Origin of the sequence: Brevibacillus reuszeri, assembly GCF_001187725.1 — a bacterium.
Lineage (GTDB): Bacteria > Bacillota > Bacilli > Brevibacillales > Brevibacillaceae > Brevibacillus > Brevibacillus reuszeri.
Map to the genome: position 1 here is coordinate 823,821 of NZ_LGIQ01000009.1, position 19,104 is coordinate 842,924.

Consider the following 19,104-nt stretch of genomic DNA (forward strand, 5'->3'; position numbering starts at 1 on the left):
CGAAATGAAGGGGTGTGGTTCCTTCTCTTATCAATCAAACATCAGTCTTTATACGGATCGAATTCATCCGCGCCGGCCATACACACGCCGATCGGCTTCAACACATGCAGCACGTCGACGGTTTCTTTGTGTGCTTCCAGGACATCTCCGAGATTTTTATACACAAATGGACTTTCATCTGTTCCCGCTCCGCGCAGTTCCACACCAAATTGCTTGATGGCGCTATTCATTTGTTCATATGAGATTTTTCCGCCTTTACGCGTCCGCGTCTTCCAGTTCATTTTTCCTGCTGCCTCTGTACGGCTCATGATTCGACCCGCACCATGAACGGTGCTATAGAAAGCATCTGCGTTTTCATTAGAATCTTTTCCTTTTACAATCACGGAGAAGTCTCCCATGCTTCCGCCAATAAACCCTAATTGATTCGGAGAAGATGGTGTTGCTCCCTTTCTCACTACGACGACCTCTTTCCCGTTATGCATTTCCTTCCAGGCGAAATTATGATGATTATGAACTTCAAACAACGATTTCGCCCCCAAAATAGACAAAACCTGATCGCTCACATAATCCCGTCCTGCGTAGGCATACTTGCCTGCCAACGTCATCGCGCGAAAATACATGTCGCCTAGCTCGCTCGTTAAATCAAGCAGGGTTGGCGGCTGGTCCATACTCTCTCCCGCTGCTTTGTCCGCGAATTTTTTTCCTTGTGCCAGATTCAAAAAACCGCTTGCTGTTTTATGACCGAAGCCACGGCTGCCAAAATGATTGGCAATCCATACATCCCCTGTAGACTCCTCTACAAAAATGTCTACAAAATGATTGCCTGAGCCAACCGTACCGAGCTGATTTCGTGCTAGTGCCTTAAGCGTGTCATGCTCTTGCTTGCCAATCGTTCGATAGACTGCCCAGTTTTCATCGTCAAACAGCTCATGCTCCACCTTTTCGCTATTGGAGCGTCCGATTCCAAACGAAATCTCTTTTGCGATGGTGTCCATGATTGCACTGATTTTTCCCTTGATCTCCTCGTATTTCAGATCGGTTTTGACCGCTTTATTCCCGCACGCGATATCATAGCCGACACCCGATGGTGAGATTTGTCCATCGTACACGACGACACCACCGACTGGCTGAGAGTACCCTTTATGATGATCCGCCATTAACAATACCTGTACGACATTTCCATGCTGCGCGCATGTTACCGCTTGGGAGACCGCATTTTCCAGCGGATTCCCCCATACTCTTACGTTGTTGATCGTTTGATACACGTTGTGTCATCCTCCATTGATAAACCCTACAAGCGAGGGTCCATTTCTTTTTCTTTTGCTACTTCAAATAATAAATTCGCAGTAATTTCCCGGTACGTGTCATGCTCGGGTGAAATGAATTCGAATGGTACAGAAAGCAATTTGCTTCCGAGGTTGTACTCTTTCATCGAGGTACGCAGCTTCTGTACAATATTCTTCTGTTTGAGCAGCTTTCTGTACTTATGTGGAAAACGATAGTCATAGCCGTAAATGATCGATAGATACTCCGGATTGCGAACCTTCATATAAGGAGCTGTTTTGATCGTGTTGATCTCAGGTTTTATCACAAGTCCCTCCATCAGATTTTCCAGTGTCATTTTGGAGAAGAACTGGGCCGCGCGATCATAAGCATCCGGCTCGGATAAATCTACTTGCAAATATTCATCGTCCGATAAAAATGAATACACGTCTGAAGTACGCCAATCGGGTATTTCCTCACTACCATTTTTGTAAACGATTTTCAGTAATGCAAATGGCTTATACTCCATGTCACCATCACCGGCATACAACTCTAGCTGTTTCTTGTAAATCTGTAATGCCCGTTGATGCTCCTCGATTGGCATATAGGTGTCCAGAACGCCACGAGCATATCTGAACGTTTGATAGACTCTCGATCCGTAGGTTTCCATTAATTCGGCTTTGGATTTGTGATAATGATCTTTTTCAAAACCGCTTTCTTTATACTCCGTCGCAAGCTTGCCGATTGCTTGATCAAAGCCTGCTTGTTGCAAAAATTCCATTTCACTCTCTAGCGCCTTTTCGATTGGCTTAAATTGCTTTTCTATTAAACCTTCTCCGATTGCACGCCATGGCAGCAGCTCACCGTCCAGAATGAGCATGGCAATCTGCTTCTCTTGCATATAGCCCGCGAACTTTTGCAATAACTGATTGTACATCTCTGTTAAATCTACCTGATTGATCTTGTAGCCGTTTCTACTGACGGCAAAGCATTGCTCAGGGTCACTATGCAAATAAATGTTGCAACGCGAGCCCATATATTTCGGCTGCAGAACGACCTGCTGCACGCCGCGTTCGGTGAAGTAGGCTAACCCGGATCGCAATGATTCCAGCTCGTTACTCGCTTCATCCTTGTCTGCTGGCGCCATCGTGCCGGAAATGAAGTTCACTTTGTGGCGCGAGCAATATTGTAGTCTGCGGATTTCCTCCTCCGCCAAATCTTGAATCGATACTTTACGCTCTTCCTGGAAAAAGGACAGCAGCTCCTCCTGGAAGACAGTGCAATTCGATTTCTGCGTCTTCAGAAACGGTTTATTTGCAATCACAACAGCGGTCAGTGCATTTCCATGTACACATCCTGTGTCAATATGCAGCTTGTTTTTGAAGCGAAAAGCGTGCTTTGCCGCCACATGCCCGAAGATGTGATACGGGTGATTCCCAACTGCCTCTTCTTTTAAAAAGGAGAGCTGTTCCTCTAGGGACGCACTGCGATCGATCCGAAAATTGCGTTGATGTCGTTTGGAATTGGTGTCGAGCTTCCCCACGTATTTATTTTTGCATGGCGAGTGAGTAACGTAAAAGGTCGGTCCCGAGGGAGCATTTCCTTTGAAAAATGGTTTGGATTGGGCGTGCAGGTGATAAAATTTCTCTTTCAGCTCTTCACTCTCCCGCAAAACTTGGACTGAGTCGAAGAAGTTTTCGAGAAGCTCTTGATCGATTCCTTTTATTTCTCCCTGCAAAAATTGAAAGACAAAGTTTTCGTGATTCCCCATGACCAATAAGAAATGCTCCTGATTGTCAAACAAAAAGCGAATCATTTCTTTCGTATGTTTTCCCTTGTCAATCCAGTCACCAGCGAGAATTACTTTTGTATGCTGGACTTTTTCGGTCAGCTCGACGTGATCACCATCGATGCGGTAGCCATGGCTTTGCAATAGCCCTTTTAGCTCCTCAACGCACTCATGGACGTCTCCCACGATGATATATTTTTGATCCTTTGGCAGATTCGTAGACATATATTCGTCCAGATTTTCGATGGACACCTTGTATTCAGGATTTGCCTCACAAGTAACGGGAGAGTAAAAATCCTTCAACCTCACTCGATGAATGTGCGTGTACCCTTCCTTGGAAAGTGACCGCATCACCTCTTTTTTCAATCGTTGCACATGTGAGGTAATCAGCTTTTTGGATCGCTCGGAGGCATAATAGTCGTCACGCTTGCGGTAATCGAATAGAATGACGTCCAGATTGTAGTTATTCCGTTTTGCAATTTCACGGATCTGTGCCCGGAAGTCTTCGGCCAGCCCGGTTGTATCGACTACGACGAATTCTGCAAGGATGGGAAACGAGGTAGCCATTTTTACTTTTTCAAACAAGAGATGAAAAGCTTGTTCACTCGCTTCCAGCATAACTTGATCGTATTTGTCAAAATCATGTCCCAGCAGCTCCTGACGAATCTGATCTGATGAAATATATTGAACATTTGCCTGTACGCCTTTCGACTCGTCGGCAAATCGTAGTGCAGGGATCAAGAGTTCTTTGGCAAAGGTTGTTTTTCCGCATTCTGTCGGTCCAATCAGCAAAAAAATCGTGTGGACCCTCGTCCGTATTTCCACATTCATGCCCCCCTTTTCGTAAGGATTACGCCTTGTGTTGTCTGGATCTGATTGACTTTATCCCCGATGGCTACAAACTCAACCTGCAGCTCTGTTTGGCCAATCACATCCAAAAGCCATTTTCGAAATTCATTTTGCCCGAGTTCCCACTTGTGATCCTCATGACGGAAGCCAGTTAATTCATAAAACGTATTAAAATCAGCATTTGGCGTTGTAATAACGAGTCGCTCAAAGTGAATCCCTTGAATGATTTGCTTGATAAACAAGCTCGCTTCATCCAGGCTCATATGTTCGATGACTTCTGTCAAAATTATGTCTACTTGTTCACCATCGTACTCTTCTAGAAAATGAGAAATGGAATGATACGAAATGATGTTTCCCATTTCTTTTGCTTCTGCTCTGCGACTGACTGTCTTTAGCGCTTCTTCATTTGTGTCCACCACATAATAGAAATCCTCGAGCTTCGCAGCAAACGGAATCGCATAAAATCCTTCCCCACAGCCAATATCGAGAATCGGTTTATTGAAGGAAAACAAGCTCTCAATGTAATTCCTTCTTTGGTGAGCTGTGCTGCCATAATCGAGCGAAATCACGTATCGATCTGATTTTTCAAGCGACTCCCTATATTGACGGAACAAGCGCTTTGTTGTCAGAAAGTTGCGAGCAAACAGGCTTCGAATGTAGAACGGGGCATCCATTACTTGAATGCTCTTTATATACTTATCCAACAGGCTTTCTGAGATATCCAAATACTCCTTGCCGAACATGGAAAAGAACAAACATAGCACACTCAGAGTGTGAAGCAGCTCATATAGCGTTTTTCTCGTCGTTACTGTAAGAGAGTAGCTTTTATGTGCGAGGTGCTTGGTTTCGAAAGTATAGTCCGGTAAATGCTTTTGAAAAAATTCGATGTAATGCACCATTTCGACATGAACCATATTGATGAAAAACATGTGTTCATAGCCTGCTTTATCCCGTTCATCTTGTGATTTGAGTGGAGCCGAAAAAAACTCGTTAATCGCATGCAGTGGAAATAATGGTGTGTTGTATCGTGATACATTCAAGTATTCAAACGTATCGTCTGCAGACTGTTTATAAGAGATTTCATTGTCGGCATCCTTGAAGTACACGTTGAACGTGTTGTCATCGGTATACCACCCGTAGCCGATGCCCTTTCGAATCGATCGCAGAAGCATTCCAGAGCTCGGATTCTTTTTGATCAGAAAAGAAAAATCCGGGTTTTGCGATCTTAATTGAACGATTGCCATAGCTATCTTCTCCCCCCGTCCTAGTTTTTAGCGAATGACCATACTTCTTCTAACGCGCAAAGAAATAAAGCATCTAATTGTTCATCGATCTGTACTCGCTTTTGTCCGATCATGCCTGTCATCACATCGAAATACTGAATTCTTTCCTCTACATACGCATTGATTGTCTCGATTCTTGGCTCATAATCGAGCTCATCTCCCGCCTTTTTTCGAGCCAATAGATTTTCTATCGTCGATTTTAGCTCACTGCCGACTGGAACAAGCGCTTCAACCATGCGCTCAAATTCCACCGGCGGCATGGTGTCAAATTTCTCAACCCAAGAGCAAGCAAGAACCGGGCGCAACACATAGAAATACTTTTTTATTCTCACTTTGTCTCCTGTTAAATAGTCGCGGTAGTTTCCTTTTGCCATGTTCAAATAGTGATACATACACGATTTAGGAGAAAAAGCTTGTTTGGAAAGCTGGCGCAGCTGCTCGGCTAACGAATATTTCTCCTCATACTGGATCGGTGAGTGCAACCATTCGAGCAGCGGAGGGTTGGATTTACGGAATAACTGCAGCGCCTTTTTCAAGTCCCAGCCATTGATATCGAGCATATTGCTTATCGGGCGTTCAATGACATCCCGCTTATCAAAAATAGATAAATACCAGGATGGTTGCCTGATGTACAGGAATCGCACATCATAGTCACTGTCTTTAGACGGAAATCCCCATGCTCTACTGCCTGATTCGCAGGCAAACAGGATGCGGACTTGCTCTTCCTGTTCAATCTTGTGCAGTTCGTTTAAAATGGATGGTTTGTAATCAGGCATACTGGGCCCACCTTTCCAATTGGTAGTAAACGAGGCCAAGAACAAGATTCGTTCCGGGCTGACTCAATTCTTGTTACGATTCTCTTCACAGGGAAAGCGCATTGACCTTCTCTACCATCGTGTCATACCCTTGGATTGTTTGTGCGATGTAGGAGAGGACGGTATCGCTCCATCCGTAAATGTAAAAGGTTTTTTCATCCTGTGGAGGTACCATGGCATGACGGAAAGGGGCGATATCTACGATAAAGGCTTTGACATCGGGATTGACCGCAGAACGGTATTTGAGCAGGTCACGATAAAACGGGCTGCCACTATTTTGCTGCTCGTCTGTGATTATAATGATTTGCTCGACATGCTTGCCCTCTCGTGTGAGTCTTCTGACGGGTGCGCCTGTATCTGTGCCGCCACGGGCTCGGATCTTCTCCGCTTGGCTCAAAATGCTATCATGACGTGATGGCTTGGCATCCTCCACATTCGTATCGAACAGCCAGAAGATGGAGTTTCCCTTCGTTTTTTTATACAAAGCCAGGGCAAATACGGATCCGATCTGCAAGTAGTCCCCTCTCATCGATCCTGAAATATCCAGGAAGATGGCTGTTTTCTCCCCCAGCTCCGGCAGGTTGTCAAAGGTCAAGTCTACCGCTTCACGCAGGGCGTCTCGCAGCACGGGATGTTCTACCTGCTCGAACGCTCTTGCAAATTGAAACGGCAAGATTTTCGTTTTTTGCAAGGCGTGACGGTCAGTTAACCGACTTACCGCATAATCGAGGTGATCAGAATCAGCAAATACTCCAGCACGTGTTAATGCTTGCAAGTGACGAAGCAGAGCGAATACGGGCATTTGGTACAGCAGCGCTTCCCAGATCGCTTTCGTAGGCCTGATCGCACTTGTCACGGTTTCGTAAGGGAGCTTTCCAGCGTGAATCCACTCGATTTGCTCCGCTTCTGTCTGCGCTTGCTTTAGCTTTTCTACTGCTTCGATTTGCGGCAGCAGTGCCTTGTTCACCTCATGACCTCGTAAGTAGCGAAATAATGCCTGCTGCTTTAGATCAATTGGCTTCGGATGCGCAGTTGCAATGACGTCCCCCAAGCTATAGCCTCTTCCCCGTCCGTTATACTTCAATGCCCAATACTCGGTGATGTTGGTCAAAAAACGGTTTACTTGCCGCTTTACCGCTCTTCCACCTTCTCCCCTTCCCATGCTTTTGAGAATGGTCAGGAAATCAGACAAATCAGAAGGAATTCGAACCACTTGCATAAAAACGGCTGCAAACAAGTCTGGCCGATAAAGCGACAAAATTGCCAGGCCAAAAAGAGGCTGCATACGCATAAAGCCTTCGTTGCGAGCAAAGACCAGTGCTTTTGCCATAAATTGTGGATTTTGTTTCGCAATCTCATGATGCAGCTCGTGGGCTTCCTCCATTATTTGATTTTGGTCTGCATAAAACGTATTTCCAAGTGTATTGGTTAAGAGTGTCTGCAAATATTGCTCTTCTAATGAGCGTATGTAAGCAGAGTATCCGTCCTTGTTATGTGTTGTAGGTAGTTGTGCTCCAAAGAGCTTTTTGGTCATACCCATCTTTTGTTGCCCCCTTTTACGGACTCTCAAGAAAAACGAGAAATAAGTCCTAGGAATTGATCCGTGTGTCACTGGAAATGAAATGGTAGACTGAAGCGAGGAATGATCTGAAAAGGTCTTGTGAGTGCCCACTTGGAGCATCGTCACATTCAATCCGATTCATGTCGAAGGAACCCTTTCAAGCGCCTCGCTTCAGTAACCTTTTGAAGAGATCATGGAGGAAAAAGGCGGATAGGTACGAACTGCTCTACCAACTGAGCTATCCTGCCGATCAGACAGGAGTTGGACTCGAACCAACGACACGTCGCTTAAAAGGCGGAGTAACCCATCCATGCGCCTCTATGATCCTGGTGCGAGAGGCCTTCACTTGTTGCTTCGACCTCACACGCTTATCATCGCTTACTTTTTGGTAAGCGAACATGGCGAAAGTATTACGACTTCAGATAAATTTACCATTTTCCCCCTTCCCTTCCCTTTTTCGCTTTATCATGAAGGGAATAGCTACAACCAGTAAAGAGAGGAATACCTATGGCGAGAGAAAGCTTTGATAAAGAAATCCAGTTCTTGCGTTTGCTTGTTTTGACGAGCGGCGCTTATACGAGGCAGCAGTTTGCAGAACGATTAGGAATTTCTGTACATACATTCGATAAAACGATCAAGCGCTTGAAAGAAATCATTTATACGATGTCTAATGAGTTGCCCGCCCACCAGGAAAAAGAGCTCACCCAAATGCTCCGTTACAGCTACTATGACTCCTCAGACCCGATGCTCCTGTTTCTTTTTCGAGCCAAATCGTTAAAGGAATCAGAAAGTATTCGCCTGTCACTCATTTTAAAAGCCATACAGGAGCAGGCATTGACTACTGCTGAAATCATTGACATCTGTCATGAACAGCTCCCCGGCGATCTCCCCTTACCGGACGAAAAAACGATTCGCTCTGACCTCAAGTATCTGGAGGAGGTTGGTGTCATACGCAAGGAGACGGGCGGACGTCCTTTTCGCTACCGGATTCATCATGAAATCGTGACAGGCTTGCATGACGAGGAATTAACGGATCTGTACGACTTTGTGGACGTAATGGCGAACACACAGGTCCCTTCTGTACAAGGGTATTTGCTGCGGGATAATTTGAAAAAGGCGCGGAAACAAACAGAGGCAGCTTCGGAGCTATTTTTGTACAAATATCATTTTTACTCCCGCATTTTAGATGAGGCCCATTTGTATACCTTGTTTCGAGCTATAAGGCAGCGGCGTCGAATATCGTTCCTCTATTTTTCACCGAAATCTGGCAAGCGGTATACCTCGCAGAATACGAATCCCCTGTTTGAAAAGGAATCGACAGGGAAACAAGAGCTGCTCCTTCCCTTAAAGGTGATCTATGACCATCAATACGGAAGATGGTATTTGCTAGGCCACAGCAAGAGACTTGGCATCACGAAGTACCGTGTGGAGGGGCTAACGCAGATCGAAGAAAAAGAGAGCGTGCTTGAAGAGGAGTTTGCCAGAAAATGTGCTGCTCTTGAAGAAAAAATACGCTTCAGCTGGCTGATTGATACAGGCCAACCGGTAAAAATTAAAGTGCGCTTCTATCATCCTGAGGGTAACGAGCCCAATTTTATCAAGCACCGTGTACAGCAGCAGGGCCAGTGGGGAATGATTACAGAGGAGAATGAGGATTCGTTTTTATTTGAGATCATGGTAAACGGAACGATGGAAATCCGACCGTGGCTCCGCAGTTTTGGCTCCAGCTGCGAGGTTTTGGAGCCCGCTTATTTACGAAGAGAATTTATCAACGAATGGAAGGAGATTCAATCTTACTATGAATCCATTCGAGAAAATATTTAATTATCAAGTGTTTGCCAGACTGCACGAGTCGAATACCCTTACGATCACGGCGCATGAACGTACCTGGCTGAAAACAATGCTCGCTCACCCAGCTGCTGAGGATGCATTTGAACCGGATACGTTGAGAAGGCTCCGGGAAATCGTCGAGCAAGAAGAAACGTATGACATCTCTAGCAGCTTGATTGAAAAAGCAAAAAGTGTGGAGAAGCAAATCTATCATCCTCTGCTGCGCAAGCTGAGACGGATAATAACCAACAACCAAGGAATACACATCGTCTACAAAAACAGAAATGGCAAGGTCGGGAGTGTACAGGCAGGACTTCCGTACAAACTGGAATATTCGATGGTCAAACGGGAATGGTATTTGCTTTGGTATCATTTGCGCCAGCACTCTTTCATGGCAACAAAACTTCAAAATATCGTATCCGTCGATGAAGCAATCGCAGCTTGCGATCAGGTACAGATTGTCAAGCAACAGATCGAAGCCCTGCTTGAATCGCGAAAAGAACGGGCTGTCATCGAGGTGGTTCGTTCGTTCAACAAGGAATTGTCACGTATCCTCTACGCCTTCTCCTGCTTCGAGAAGGATGTAGAATATGAAGATGCTACAGACACGTATCGAATTACACTCACCTTTCTAGTTGATGACCGAGAATACATTCTGTCGAAAATGCGCTTTTTGGGAAAACGGGTCAAAGTCATTGCAGGTCAGGAATTAAAATTGCGGATGCATGAGTCGTCTACGAAAGCACTCGCACGGTACGGCATCGAATAGCTTTGCAAAAAATTGGCCCCTTCTCGTTTAGGAAGGGGCCGCTCTTCTGTGTCAGCTCGTCACCAGACGATTTGCACAGCGCTCATACGTTTGATACCACGGGCGTATTCTTTCGAAAACGGCGCTTGCGGTAAGTACATCCACATCGGCATAGCGTTTTCCGATGATTTGCATACCAACAGGAAGATGATTATCTGTCAATCCCGCTGGAATCGAGGCAGCAGGATGACCGGTGAAATTCATAAAATACGTCATGCACCATCCAATCAGCGGGTCTACCTCTTCTCCGTTGATCATCGTTGGTCCTACCGTGTTTCCATCTGTAGCATTATCCACAGGCAGGCATGCCAGAGTCGGGGTAATTAGGAGATCATATTGTTCAAAAACTCCCTGTATCGCATCATAAATATGTGTCCGCATCTCCTGGTCGCGAATCACATCCTGCGCAGTCAGGCGAGATGCTTTCTCAAGCCACTCCAGCACTTGTGGAGGGAAGTCATCCCGATGTTCTGCCAGCAAATCCAGACCGCCTGCTTTCATGCTATCCAGCATCCGCACACTTCCTGGCATGATCATTCTTGACCATAAATCGCTCAGCTCACGTTGTGAATACTTGATTCCCAAGCGGACTTCTTCCACATGTGCGCCTGCCTCGGCAAAAGCGGATACCGCACGTGCCACTACCTCTTTTACTTTTGGATCGACGGGAAAAATATCAAAATCGGAGCTGTACGCTATCCGCCAGCCCTTCACTGAACGAGTCAGCGCTTTCGTAAAGTCGATTTCCTCCGGCAGACTGAAAGGATCACGCGAATCATAGCCAGACAATACATTCATAGAGATGGCCGCATCTTCTACTGTTCTTGTGATGGGACCTTCGTATAAAAACGGCATCGTACCGCCAAAAGCATTCGGACGCCCCGTATGTGGCACACGACCAAAGGATGCCTTGTATCCGTAAACCCCACACCAGGAAGCCGGGATTCGGATCGAACCACCGCCATCCGTTCCTTCTGCAATCGGCAATAAACCGTCAGCCACTGCCGCTGCGCTCCCGCCAGACGACCCGCCACTGTTTTTACTTAGTTCAAACGGGTTGCGTGTCGGGCCAAACAAGTAATTATCGCAGGTTCCCCGAAAACCAAGCAGTGGACTATTCGTCTTGCCAACAATAATCGCCCCTGCCTTTTCCATGCGTTCTGTATACAAGCAAGCAAAATCGACAACGTTTTGTCTTAGTGCCCGGATGCCGCCAAAGGTGGAAACCCAACCCGGTTTAAAATCAAACAAATCCTTGATCGCTGTAGGAACACCATGCAGAGGACCGATTTCTTCGCCAGACACGAGGGCTTGTTCTGCTCGTTTGGCAGCTCTTCTCGCATCTTCGAAACCAAAGTAAATCAAGGCATTAATGCTGCTGTTCCTCTCTTCTATTCGCTCAATAAAAGCATCTGTCACGTCTACAGGCGAAAGCTCGCGGCGCCGAATGCGTGATGCAAGCTCGCTGGCAGACATATAAGCCAATTGATTGGACAGGGACATTTGGATAGCCTCCTCACGATCGAAATGGAAATGCCTTACTTATATTTTGAATAATTCGATTTATCAATTTATTATCCTGCCCATCCTATGAATCTATGTACCTAAAAAGTGTTGGAACGAAAAAGTGTTGGAACGAAAAAAGCGATTCCCTTTGGAAATCGCCTTTGTAGCTTTCGTTGTCTTTTTCACCTATTTACGGGGGTTAATGCGTAGCAGCACTTTCCTCTACTGTTGCAGGATTCGTCTCCCAGACTGTGCTTGGAATCTCCTTTTTCAAAACCGGAATGACCTCAGTAGCAAAGCGTTCTGCTTGCTCCTTTTGCTCTGCCTCCGTCAATCCATCTACACTAATGCTCAGTACCTGGTGCCCAAATGCGCGATGGTAGTCGAGCACTTTTTCAATCACATGCTCAGGACTGCCCACGAGAATTGGCCCATTTTTCACATTGTCCTCCAAATCTTTAAAGGGAGGTATGTCATGTGGCTGTGTAAGTCGTGCCCGAAATGCATCATGATAGGGTCGGAACCGCTTGATTGCCTCTTCTGTCGTATTCGCCAAATATATACTTCCACCCGAGCCTGCTCCTATGATCGCCTTTTTCGGATCATGGCCGTAATAGGCAAGACGCTCGCGGTAATGCTCAATCAATGCTGTGTATTTCTCCTGATGATGCAGCGTATTCGACGAGAACAACGGCTCGCCGTATTTCGCCGCCAATTCTGTGGAGTGTTTACTGGACGCACTCCCATGCCACACCGGGATTTTCTTTTGAAACGGTCTTGGCTGCGTCGTTACGTTGTACAAGGCTGGTCGATACTTCCCTTCCCAGGTAACATTTTCCTCGCTCCACAACCGGCTGAGCAGCTCATAGCGCTCCGCCAGGGAATCCCACTGTTCTTCTTCCTCAATTCCAAACAGTGGATAGTGCTGCGCAAAATTGCCCTTGCCAATAATCAACTCGATCCGTCCACCAGAAAGATGATCGAGTGTTGCGTAATCCTCGGCTACCCTCACCGGGTCAAGTATGCTCAAAACAGTCACAGTAGTTAATAAACGAATGCGCGAGGTTCTCGCTGCGATGGCTGTCAAAACAATTGGTGGTGACGACGAAATGAACGGTGCCCCATGTCGTTCTCCTACACCGTAAGCTTCAAAGCCGAGCTTTTCCGCGAGAATCGCCTGATTCAGGATATTTTGAAATTTTTCTTGCTGTGTAAACGCTTCTCCTGTCACAGGATTTGGGGTATTTTGCAAGAGACTCATCAAAGCAAATTTCATCGGATAAACGCCTCCCTCTCGATATTTGTTCTGAGTGATTTAAATCGGATAATGGCAGGCAACCATGCGTCCGTTTCCAATCGGCAGCAGCTCTGGTGCTATCTCTTTGCAACGGGCAGTCGCGGCTGGACAACGGGTATGGAAGCGGCAGCCAGGTGGTGGAGCGGCCGGAGAAGGAATTTCTCCCTTGATCGCTGAGAATTCCCTTCTTTGCGTAGGGTCTGGCCAAGGAATGGACGAAATCAGTAGAGCTGTATAGGGATGCGCGGGATGCTGGAACAATTCCTCTGCCGGTGCGATCTCCACAACATTTCCCAGATACATGACTCCGATCCGTGTAGAAACATGCCTTACGATATTTAAACCGTGGGCAATGAACACATACGTGAGTCCGAGCTTGTTTTGCAATTCCTGCATGAGATTTACGATTTGAGCCTGGACAGATACATCCAGCGCAGATACTGCTTCGTCTGCTAGCACAAATCTGGGCTCCAAGGCGATGGCGCGAGCGATGCCGATTCTCTGGCGCTGACCACCGGAAAATTCATGAGGGTAACGATCTGCCCAGGAAGGGTTAAGCCCTACCATCTCGAGTAGCTTCTCAACCCTCGCCCTGCGATCCCCCCTGCTCAGGGAATTATGAACGTCCAGTGGCTCAGCAACGGTATCCTCTACCGTCCAGCGCGGATTAACCGAACCGTATGGGTCCTGAAAAATCATTTGCATGTCGCGCTGAATTTCCCGGCGCCGTGAAGCCCCCATACTACCAAGCTCCTCCCCGCGAAAAAACACCGAGCCTGCCGTTGCTTTTTCCAGCTGGATCAAAACACGTCCGAGCGTCGATTTGCCACTGCCCGATTCACCGACCAAGCCAAATGTCTCCCCCTCCCGTATCGCAAATGACACATTGTCTACGGCATGGATGACGGCTTTGGTTTGACCGAATGAGCCTTTCACCGGATAGTGCTTCGTCAGGCCATTAACCTCAAACAACAGCTTTGACTGTCTATCTGAGCGATGCTCCACAGCAGAGCGCTCGGCTTCTGCAATTACTTCCACAGAGGTAGTCGCCAATTGCTCCAGCGTGTCCTCACCTGCAAGCAGGTCACTGTGCCAGCAAGCTGTCTCATGATCAGCCGTTCCGACAAGAGGAGGTGCAGCTGCTTTGCATTGCTCTGTCGCCAGAGGACAACGCGGGTGGAATCGGCAACCCGATGGGAAATCTGCCGCATTTGGCGGAGTACCATCAATTGTATAGAGCACAGCGGAGCGATCACTGTCCATTGTTGTAATGGAACGGAGCAGTCCCGCCGTATATGGATGCTGTGGATTAGAAAACAGCTTGTTGGTGGAAGCTTGCTCGACGATTTTGCCTGCATACATCACGATCATCCGATCAGCCATCTTAGCTGCAATACCCAGATCATGCGTAATGAGTAAAATCGCCATGCCGAATTCGGCTTGCAGGTCGCGCAAGAGGCTTAATATCTGCGCTTGGATTGTCACATCTAATGCAGTCGTCGGCTCGTCTGCAATAAGCAGCTCTGGTCCGCAGGCAAGCGCCATCGCGATCATGGCTCGCTGCAGCATGCCCCCTGACAGTTCATTTGGATATTGCTGAAAACGAAGCTGCGGTTCCAGTAATCCGACTCGCGCCAACAGGTCGATTGCACGGTTACGCGCTTCCTTTGCACTTCGCTTTTCATGCCTCCGAATCGTCTCAACAATCTGCGTTCCAATCGTAAACACAGGATCGAACGCTGCCATCGGCTCTTGAAAAACCATCGCTACCCTTTTTCCCCGAATCGATTGCAGAACACTTTGCGGAAATACGGTCAAGTCCTCGCCATCCAGCTTGACCGTGCCTGCTGCAATACGTCCCCTTTCAAAGTCAATCAGGCGCATAATCGCTTTTGAGGTAATCGTTTTGCCGCTACCGGATTCCCCGACCATGCATACGGTTTCACCGCGGTTCATGTGAAATGACACATCGGTCACAGGCGTTACTGATCCTTCCGAGGTCGGAAATTCAATCGTCAGGCCTTTGATTTCGAGTAGGAGTTGTGACATTCGCTGCCTCCTTTGAATTACCCGTTACTCTTTTTCGGGTCCAGTACGTCCCGAATCTGGTCGCCAATCACATTAACAGACAGCACAAACAGGGCGATGGCAAGTCCAGGAAAGGTGCACACCCACCAGGCAACCGTCAAATATCCTCTCCCTTGGGACAAGACGGTGCCCCAATCCGGAATCTCTTTCATCACCCCAAGTCCAAGAAAGCTGAGGCTCGAACCGGTTAAAATGGACGTCCCAATACCGATTGTCGCCATGACCAAAAAAGGTGCCGTCGAGTTTGGCAGTACATGCTTCCAAAAGATGCGAATTTCGGAGCTACCGATCGATCGCGAAGCGGTGACATAGGAACGAAGCTTCACACTTAAAATCTGGCTGCGCATCACTCTCGCATAGCGGGGAATCGTTCCAGAGGCAATGGCAAGGACGACATTGAGCGTGCTTGGCCCGAGTGCCGCCGCAATTGCCAAAGCCAGAAGAATGCCTGGAATGGTCATCAATACCTCAATGATGCGCATAATGATCAGGTCAATCAGTCCACCCACGTAACCAGAAATGGCTCCAAGCACGCCTCCTGTCACCCCGCCAACGATGACGGAAGTAAGACCGATAAGCAGAGAGTCGCGGCTACCATAGACGACCAGTGTAAAAACGTCTCTTCCAAAATAGTCCGTTCCAAATAGATGACTTGCACTCGGCGGCTTCAGCAAATTAGCCGGATCGATCATCGTGGGAGAATAAGGCGCTACCCATTGCGGCACTATCGCACATATGCCGAGAAACATCACAACCAGCCCTGCCGCAAACAGAAACAACTGTGTCAGATCGATTCGTCGCAGCCGATATCTTTGCAGCTGAACAGACGTCCCGAGCGGCTTCTCTATCGTTGTATCTTTCATCCCAATTCCCCCCTTACTGCGATCGTCGAATACGCGGATCGACGAAGGAATACGATACATCTACCAACAAATTTACGAGTACATAGATGATTGCGGTGAAAAAGACCACACCTTGTACCACTGGCATATCCTTGGACATAATTGCATCTGCAAGTATCCGTCCGATGCCTTGACGGGCAAATACTGTCTCGACGACAACAGTTCCGCTCAAGAGCTCTCCAATCATGACCCCCATGATCGTCAAGGCTGGAATGAGTGCGTTTCGCAGAGCGTGTTTGTACATAACGACTCTCTCGGTCAAGCCTTTTGAGCGCAGAGTCACAATGAATGGCTCACTAATGACCTCCAGCATCGTATTTCGCACCATTCGCACGATAAACCCTGCCCCGACAAGCCCCAATGTCACCCCTGGCAGAATTAGAGATTTCCAACCATCTGATCCTGCGATTGGAAATACTCCCAAGTGTATGGAAAAGAGCAATAAGAGCAAAATTCCCGTCCAGAAAGTTGGCATGGAGATCCCGAACAAACCTACAAATCTTGCTAGGATGTCGATGACTCCATTTCGATGAATGGCGGATAACACACCGAGGATCGTGCCTACCAGGACAGAGACAATCGCGCTGGCAGCAGTCAAAGCAAGGGTTGCCGGCACATGCTCCAAAATTTTCGGAAGAACTGGCGTACTATCAATCCGCGATGCGCCAAAATCCCCCTGCAACAGCTGCAGAAAATACTGCATGAATTGAACATAAAACGGTTGATCAAGCCCCAATTGCTGCCGCATTTGCTCAATCGCCTCGGGTGTCGTCGCGGTTCCATCGAGCATCTGTAAAACCGGATCTCCGGGCAGAACGTACATAATCACAAAAACGAGCATCGACGAGCCAATAACGACGAGCAGCGAGGTTAGCAATCGGGTAGCAAACGTTCCGGTCACCTACACTTCCCTCCTCTCGTTTATTGGTGAATAGTGACGTCGTAGAATAACGGATAGCCAAGCAAATCGAACTGCAATCCTTCTACCTTTTTCGAGTGAGCGACCGTATACGGGAAGACATAGATCGGGAGAATGATCGCATTGTCAATCATGTATCGCTGGATCTCTTCATAAATTTCCTTTCGCTTTTGCGGATCGCTTTCTTTTGCCCCCTGATCGAGCAGCTGATCTATCTCTGGCTCTGCAATATTCGACCAGTTAGTGCCGCCTTTGGTAAAGACTCTATCCGAACGGAATAGATTGCGTAAAATATCAGGGTCTGCTTTTACCTGAGAGTTCCCGAAAATGTCGTATTCACCGTTTGTGATTGGGGTATTGGTATCCTTTGTAATGTTCAAATTGACCTGAATCCCGATTTGTTTTAGCTGCTGCTGCACGATAGCAGCAATATCATTGCGTTTTTCACGGTTTGGCGAACCGTCTAGGTAGCGTAGAACCAGCTTTTTGCCGTCTTTTTCGCGAATTCCGTCTGTGCCCAGCTTCCAGCCCAGTTCGTCGAGCAGCTGATTCGCTTTTGCAATATCCGGCTTTAGCTTGTTTTCGAGGGAAGAATCATAGCCGAGAATACCTGGCGTCAAAGCTGACCACGCCCGCTCGTACGTTCCCAAATAAAGCGTGCGAACAATCGTATCTACATCAACAGCAAGCTGGACTGCCTGACGCGCTTTTAGCTCGCTCCAAGGCTCGCTTTTTGTATTGATGTAGAGGGAAAATGCAGTTCCATTTGTGATGGACTGGTCGACGGTAATATTGGGGTCATTTTGCAGGGATGTAATCAGTTGTGGTGGAACTGCCTCCGCTGCGAGTGCTTGACCGCTCTGCACACTGCCGATCCGTGTCGCTTCCTCTGGAATGATCTTGAAAGTAATCTTGCTCAGTTGCGAAGGTCCTTTGTTGTTTGCCCCAGGAGGTCCCCAGTTGTAGTCCGGATTTCTTTCCAGCACGATTTGGTCGTTTTCCGTCCAGCTCACGAATTTGAACGGTCCCGAGCCAACAGGATGCTTACCATATTGATCTTTGTATTGTTCAAATGCCTTTGGCGAGGAAATTCCGAGAAAGGCTGAGCTAAGACCGCTCAGTAGTGGTTCAAACGGCTCTGACAGAATGATTTTGATCGTATGCTCATCTACGACCTCTGCTGAAGAGAAGGTGCCGAGCAGGGAGCGGGATTGTCCACGTCCTCCTGCAAAAATGTGATCAAAATTCGCCTTTACCGCTGCGGCATTAAACGCAGTGCCATCCTGGAATTTCACATCCTTACGCAGTTTGAATGTATATTCCTTGCCGTCCTCCGATTTGGTCCAGCTTGAAGCCAGCCACGGCTGAAAGGTTCCATCCTTTGCTTGAAACACGAGGCTGTCAAAAATGTTGCGAAACACGCGATGGGATACCGCAAATCCACTTGCGCCCGCATCCAGCGTGTCTGGAGAGGTCGCCAAGGCATAGGTGAACTCGCCGCCTTGTTCACCCCCCGCTGAAGAATCTGCCTGGTTTGGCTGTCCCGAAGCATTCGTGCTCTGTCCCTGACTCGAAGAGCATCCTGCGAGCAGCGCTGCCGCTATAAGAGAAATAGCTGTATGTTTTATCCACTTGTTTGTGCTTCTGATCTCCACTGTCGTCCTACTCCCTTATTTGTTATTGGTTTATGGTTGCAGTCAGCCCACGCTGTGCGCAGCCTGTGCTTGCTTGATCCGATCAATCTGTCCGATATGGTGATGGACGTGCTTGATGAATCCGGCCGCGATATCGACGACACGTACGGCATCTCCTTTGTGGCTGATCCCTGTCTTCCCAGCGTCTTCTGGCGCCAATCTCGTAAATAACTGAGAATTGTAACGGAGCAAAGCGTTGTAGGCTTGCAAAATCTCCTCAGGATCACTCTCATTTGCCTTCTGTCCATTCACCCAATTGTCTTGGTTGAAAGCCGGAAGCTGTACCGTCGTGCCAGAAAGAACATCACGAATGCGAAACGAAACGACAAGATGATGATCAAGTAAATGGGTGAGAACTTCCGTTACGCTCCACGATTCTGCTGTTTCCTTCCAGTGCAGCTCTTCTGTTGTCAATCCTTTGATTGCTTCTGCTAAGTGGGCGTGTAAATCCAGGTAGGCTTGAATATCGATTTGGCTCATGTCTTCATTTCCTCCCATGT

14 protein-coding genes are annotated in these 19,104 nt (G+C 47.5%); 2 read left to right on the forward strand and 12 right to left on the reverse strand.

The window, feature by feature from the left end:
• Positions 1 to 41: 41 nt before the first annotated feature.
• The 5 genes from ADS79_RS18230 to ADS79_RS18250 form a co-directional block, all read right to left on the reverse strand.
• Complete coding sequence (locus ADS79_RS18230; protein WP_049739820.1) at positions 42 to 1,265, reverse strand: RtcB family protein; 1,224 nt, start codon at positions 1,263 to 1,265, stop codon at positions 42 to 44.
• Positions 1,266 to 1,291: 26 nt separating this feature from the next.
• Positions 1,292 to 3,877, reverse strand: a complete 2,586-nt coding sequence (locus ADS79_RS18235) for a metallophosphoesterase (RefSeq protein WP_049739821.1) — start codon at positions 3,875 to 3,877, stop codon at positions 1,292 to 1,294.
• 2 nt (positions 3,878 to 3,879) lie between these two features.
• Positions 3,880 to 5,145 (reverse strand): class I SAM-dependent methyltransferase, encoded by a 1,266-nt coding sequence (locus ADS79_RS18240; protein WP_049739822.1) that lies wholly within the window; start codon positions 5,143 to 5,145, stop codon positions 3,880 to 3,882.
• A 20-nt stretch (positions 5,146 to 5,165) separates the two neighbouring features.
• Positions 5,166 to 5,960 (reverse strand): nucleotidyltransferase domain-containing protein, encoded by a 795-nt coding sequence (locus ADS79_RS18245; protein ID WP_049739823.1) that lies wholly within the window; start codon positions 5,958 to 5,960, stop codon positions 5,166 to 5,168.
• Positions 5,961 to 6,045: 85 nt separating this feature from the next.
• Positions 6,046 to 7,539, reverse strand: a complete 1,494-nt coding sequence (locus ADS79_RS18250) for a TROVE domain-containing protein (RefSeq protein ID WP_049739824.1) — start codon at positions 7,537 to 7,539, stop codon at positions 6,046 to 6,048.
• Between the two features lie 528 nt (positions 7,540 to 8,067).
• Between ADS79_RS18250 and ADS79_RS18255 the strand changes: the two genes are divergently transcribed.
• Positions 8,068 to 9,384, forward strand: a complete 1,317-nt coding sequence (locus ADS79_RS18255; RefSeq protein WP_049739825.1) for a helix-turn-helix transcriptional regulator — start codon at positions 8,068 to 8,070, stop codon at positions 9,382 to 9,384.
• Positions 9,359 to 10,159, forward strand: coding sequence for a WYL domain-containing protein (locus ADS79_RS18260; RefSeq protein ID WP_049739826.1), 801 nt, complete (start codon positions 9,359 to 9,361; stop codon positions 10,157 to 10,159). The genes ADS79_RS18255 and ADS79_RS18260 overlap by 26 nt, the downstream gene beginning before the upstream one ends.
• Before the next feature lie 51 nt (positions 10,160 to 10,210).
• On the opposite strand, the gene ADS79_RS18265 is transcribed toward ADS79_RS18260, so the two are convergent.
• From ADS79_RS18265 to ADS79_RS18295, 7 genes are all read right to left on the reverse strand, one after another.
• Complete coding sequence (locus tag ADS79_RS18265) at positions 10,211 to 11,701, reverse strand: amidase (RefSeq protein WP_049739827.1); 1,491 nt, start codon at positions 11,699 to 11,701, stop codon at positions 10,211 to 10,213.
• Positions 11,702 to 11,903: 202 nt separating this feature from the next.
• Complete coding sequence (locus ADS79_RS18270; protein ID WP_049739828.1) at positions 11,904 to 12,980, reverse strand: LLM class flavin-dependent oxidoreductase; 1,077 nt, start codon at positions 12,978 to 12,980, stop codon at positions 11,904 to 11,906.
• Positions 12,981 to 13,019: 39 nt separating this feature from the next.
• On the reverse strand, positions 13,020 to 15,050 hold the full coding sequence (locus ADS79_RS36490; RefSeq protein ID WP_049739829.1) for an ABC transporter ATP-binding protein: 2,031 nt from the start codon (positions 15,048 to 15,050) through the stop codon (positions 13,020 to 13,022).
• A gap of 17 nt (positions 15,051 to 15,067) precedes the next feature.
• The gene (locus ADS79_RS18280; RefSeq protein WP_049739830.1) at positions 15,068 to 15,952 is read right to left on the reverse strand and encodes an ABC transporter permease; all 885 of its coding nucleotides are present in this window, start codon (positions 15,950 to 15,952) and stop codon (positions 15,068 to 15,070) included.
• A gap of 13 nt (positions 15,953 to 15,965) precedes the next feature.
• Positions 15,966 to 16,892, reverse strand: coding sequence for an ABC transporter permease (locus ADS79_RS18285; RefSeq protein ID WP_255323295.1), 927 nt, complete (start codon positions 16,890 to 16,892; stop codon positions 15,966 to 15,968).
• 20 nt (positions 16,893 to 16,912) lie between these two features.
• Entirely contained in the window at positions 16,913 to 18,565 is a 1,653-nt protein-coding gene (locus ADS79_RS18290) for an ABC transporter substrate-binding protein (RefSeq protein WP_236700035.1), read from the reverse strand.
• Between the two features lie 42 nt (positions 18,566 to 18,607).
• Positions 18,608 to 19,084: a DinB family protein gene (locus ADS79_RS18295; protein ID WP_049739831.1), complete on the reverse strand. Its 477-nt coding sequence runs from the start codon at positions 19,082 to 19,084 to the stop codon at positions 18,608 to 18,610.
• Between the last annotated feature and the right edge of the window lie 20 nt (positions 19,085 to 19,104).

Bases quoted from the DNA above. Each gene is read 5' to 3' on its own strand.
- ADS79_RS18240 (WP_049739822.1), bottom strand. From the start codon at position 5,145: ATGGCAATCGTTCAATTAAGATCGCAAAACCCGGATTTTTCTTTTCTG.
- ADS79_RS18250 (WP_049739824.1), bottom strand. From the start codon at position 7,539: ATGGGTATGACCAAAAAGCTCTTTGGAGCACAACTACCTACAACACAT.
- ADS79_RS36490 (WP_049739829.1), bottom strand. From the start codon at position 15,050: ATGTCACAACTCCTACTCGAAATCAAAGGCCTGACGATTGAATTTCCG.
- ADS79_RS18245 (WP_049739823.1), bottom strand. From the start codon at position 5,960: ATGCCTGATTACAAACCATCCATTTTAAACGAACTGCACAAGATTGAA.
- ADS79_RS18270 (WP_049739828.1), bottom strand. From the start codon at position 12,980: ATGAAATTTGCTTTGATGAGTCTCTTGCAAAATACCCCAAATCCTGTG.
- ADS79_RS18260 (WP_049739826.1), top strand. From the start codon at position 9,359: ATGAATCCATTCGAGAAAATATTTAATTATCAAGTGTTTGCCAGACTG.
- ADS79_RS18255 (WP_049739825.1), top strand. From the start codon at position 8,068: ATGGCGAGAGAAAGCTTTGATAAAGAAATCCAGTTCTTGCGTTTGCTT.
- ADS79_RS18280 (WP_049739830.1), bottom strand. From the start codon at position 15,952: ATGAAAGATACAACGATAGAGAAGCCGCTCGGGACGTCTGTTCAGCTG.
- ADS79_RS18295 (WP_049739831.1), bottom strand. From the start codon at position 19,084: ATGAGCCAAATCGATATTCAAGCCTACCTGGATTTACACGCCCACTTA.
- ADS79_RS18265 (WP_049739827.1), bottom strand. From the start codon at position 11,701: ATGTCCCTGTCCAATCAATTGGCTTATATGTCTGCCAGCGAGCTTGCA.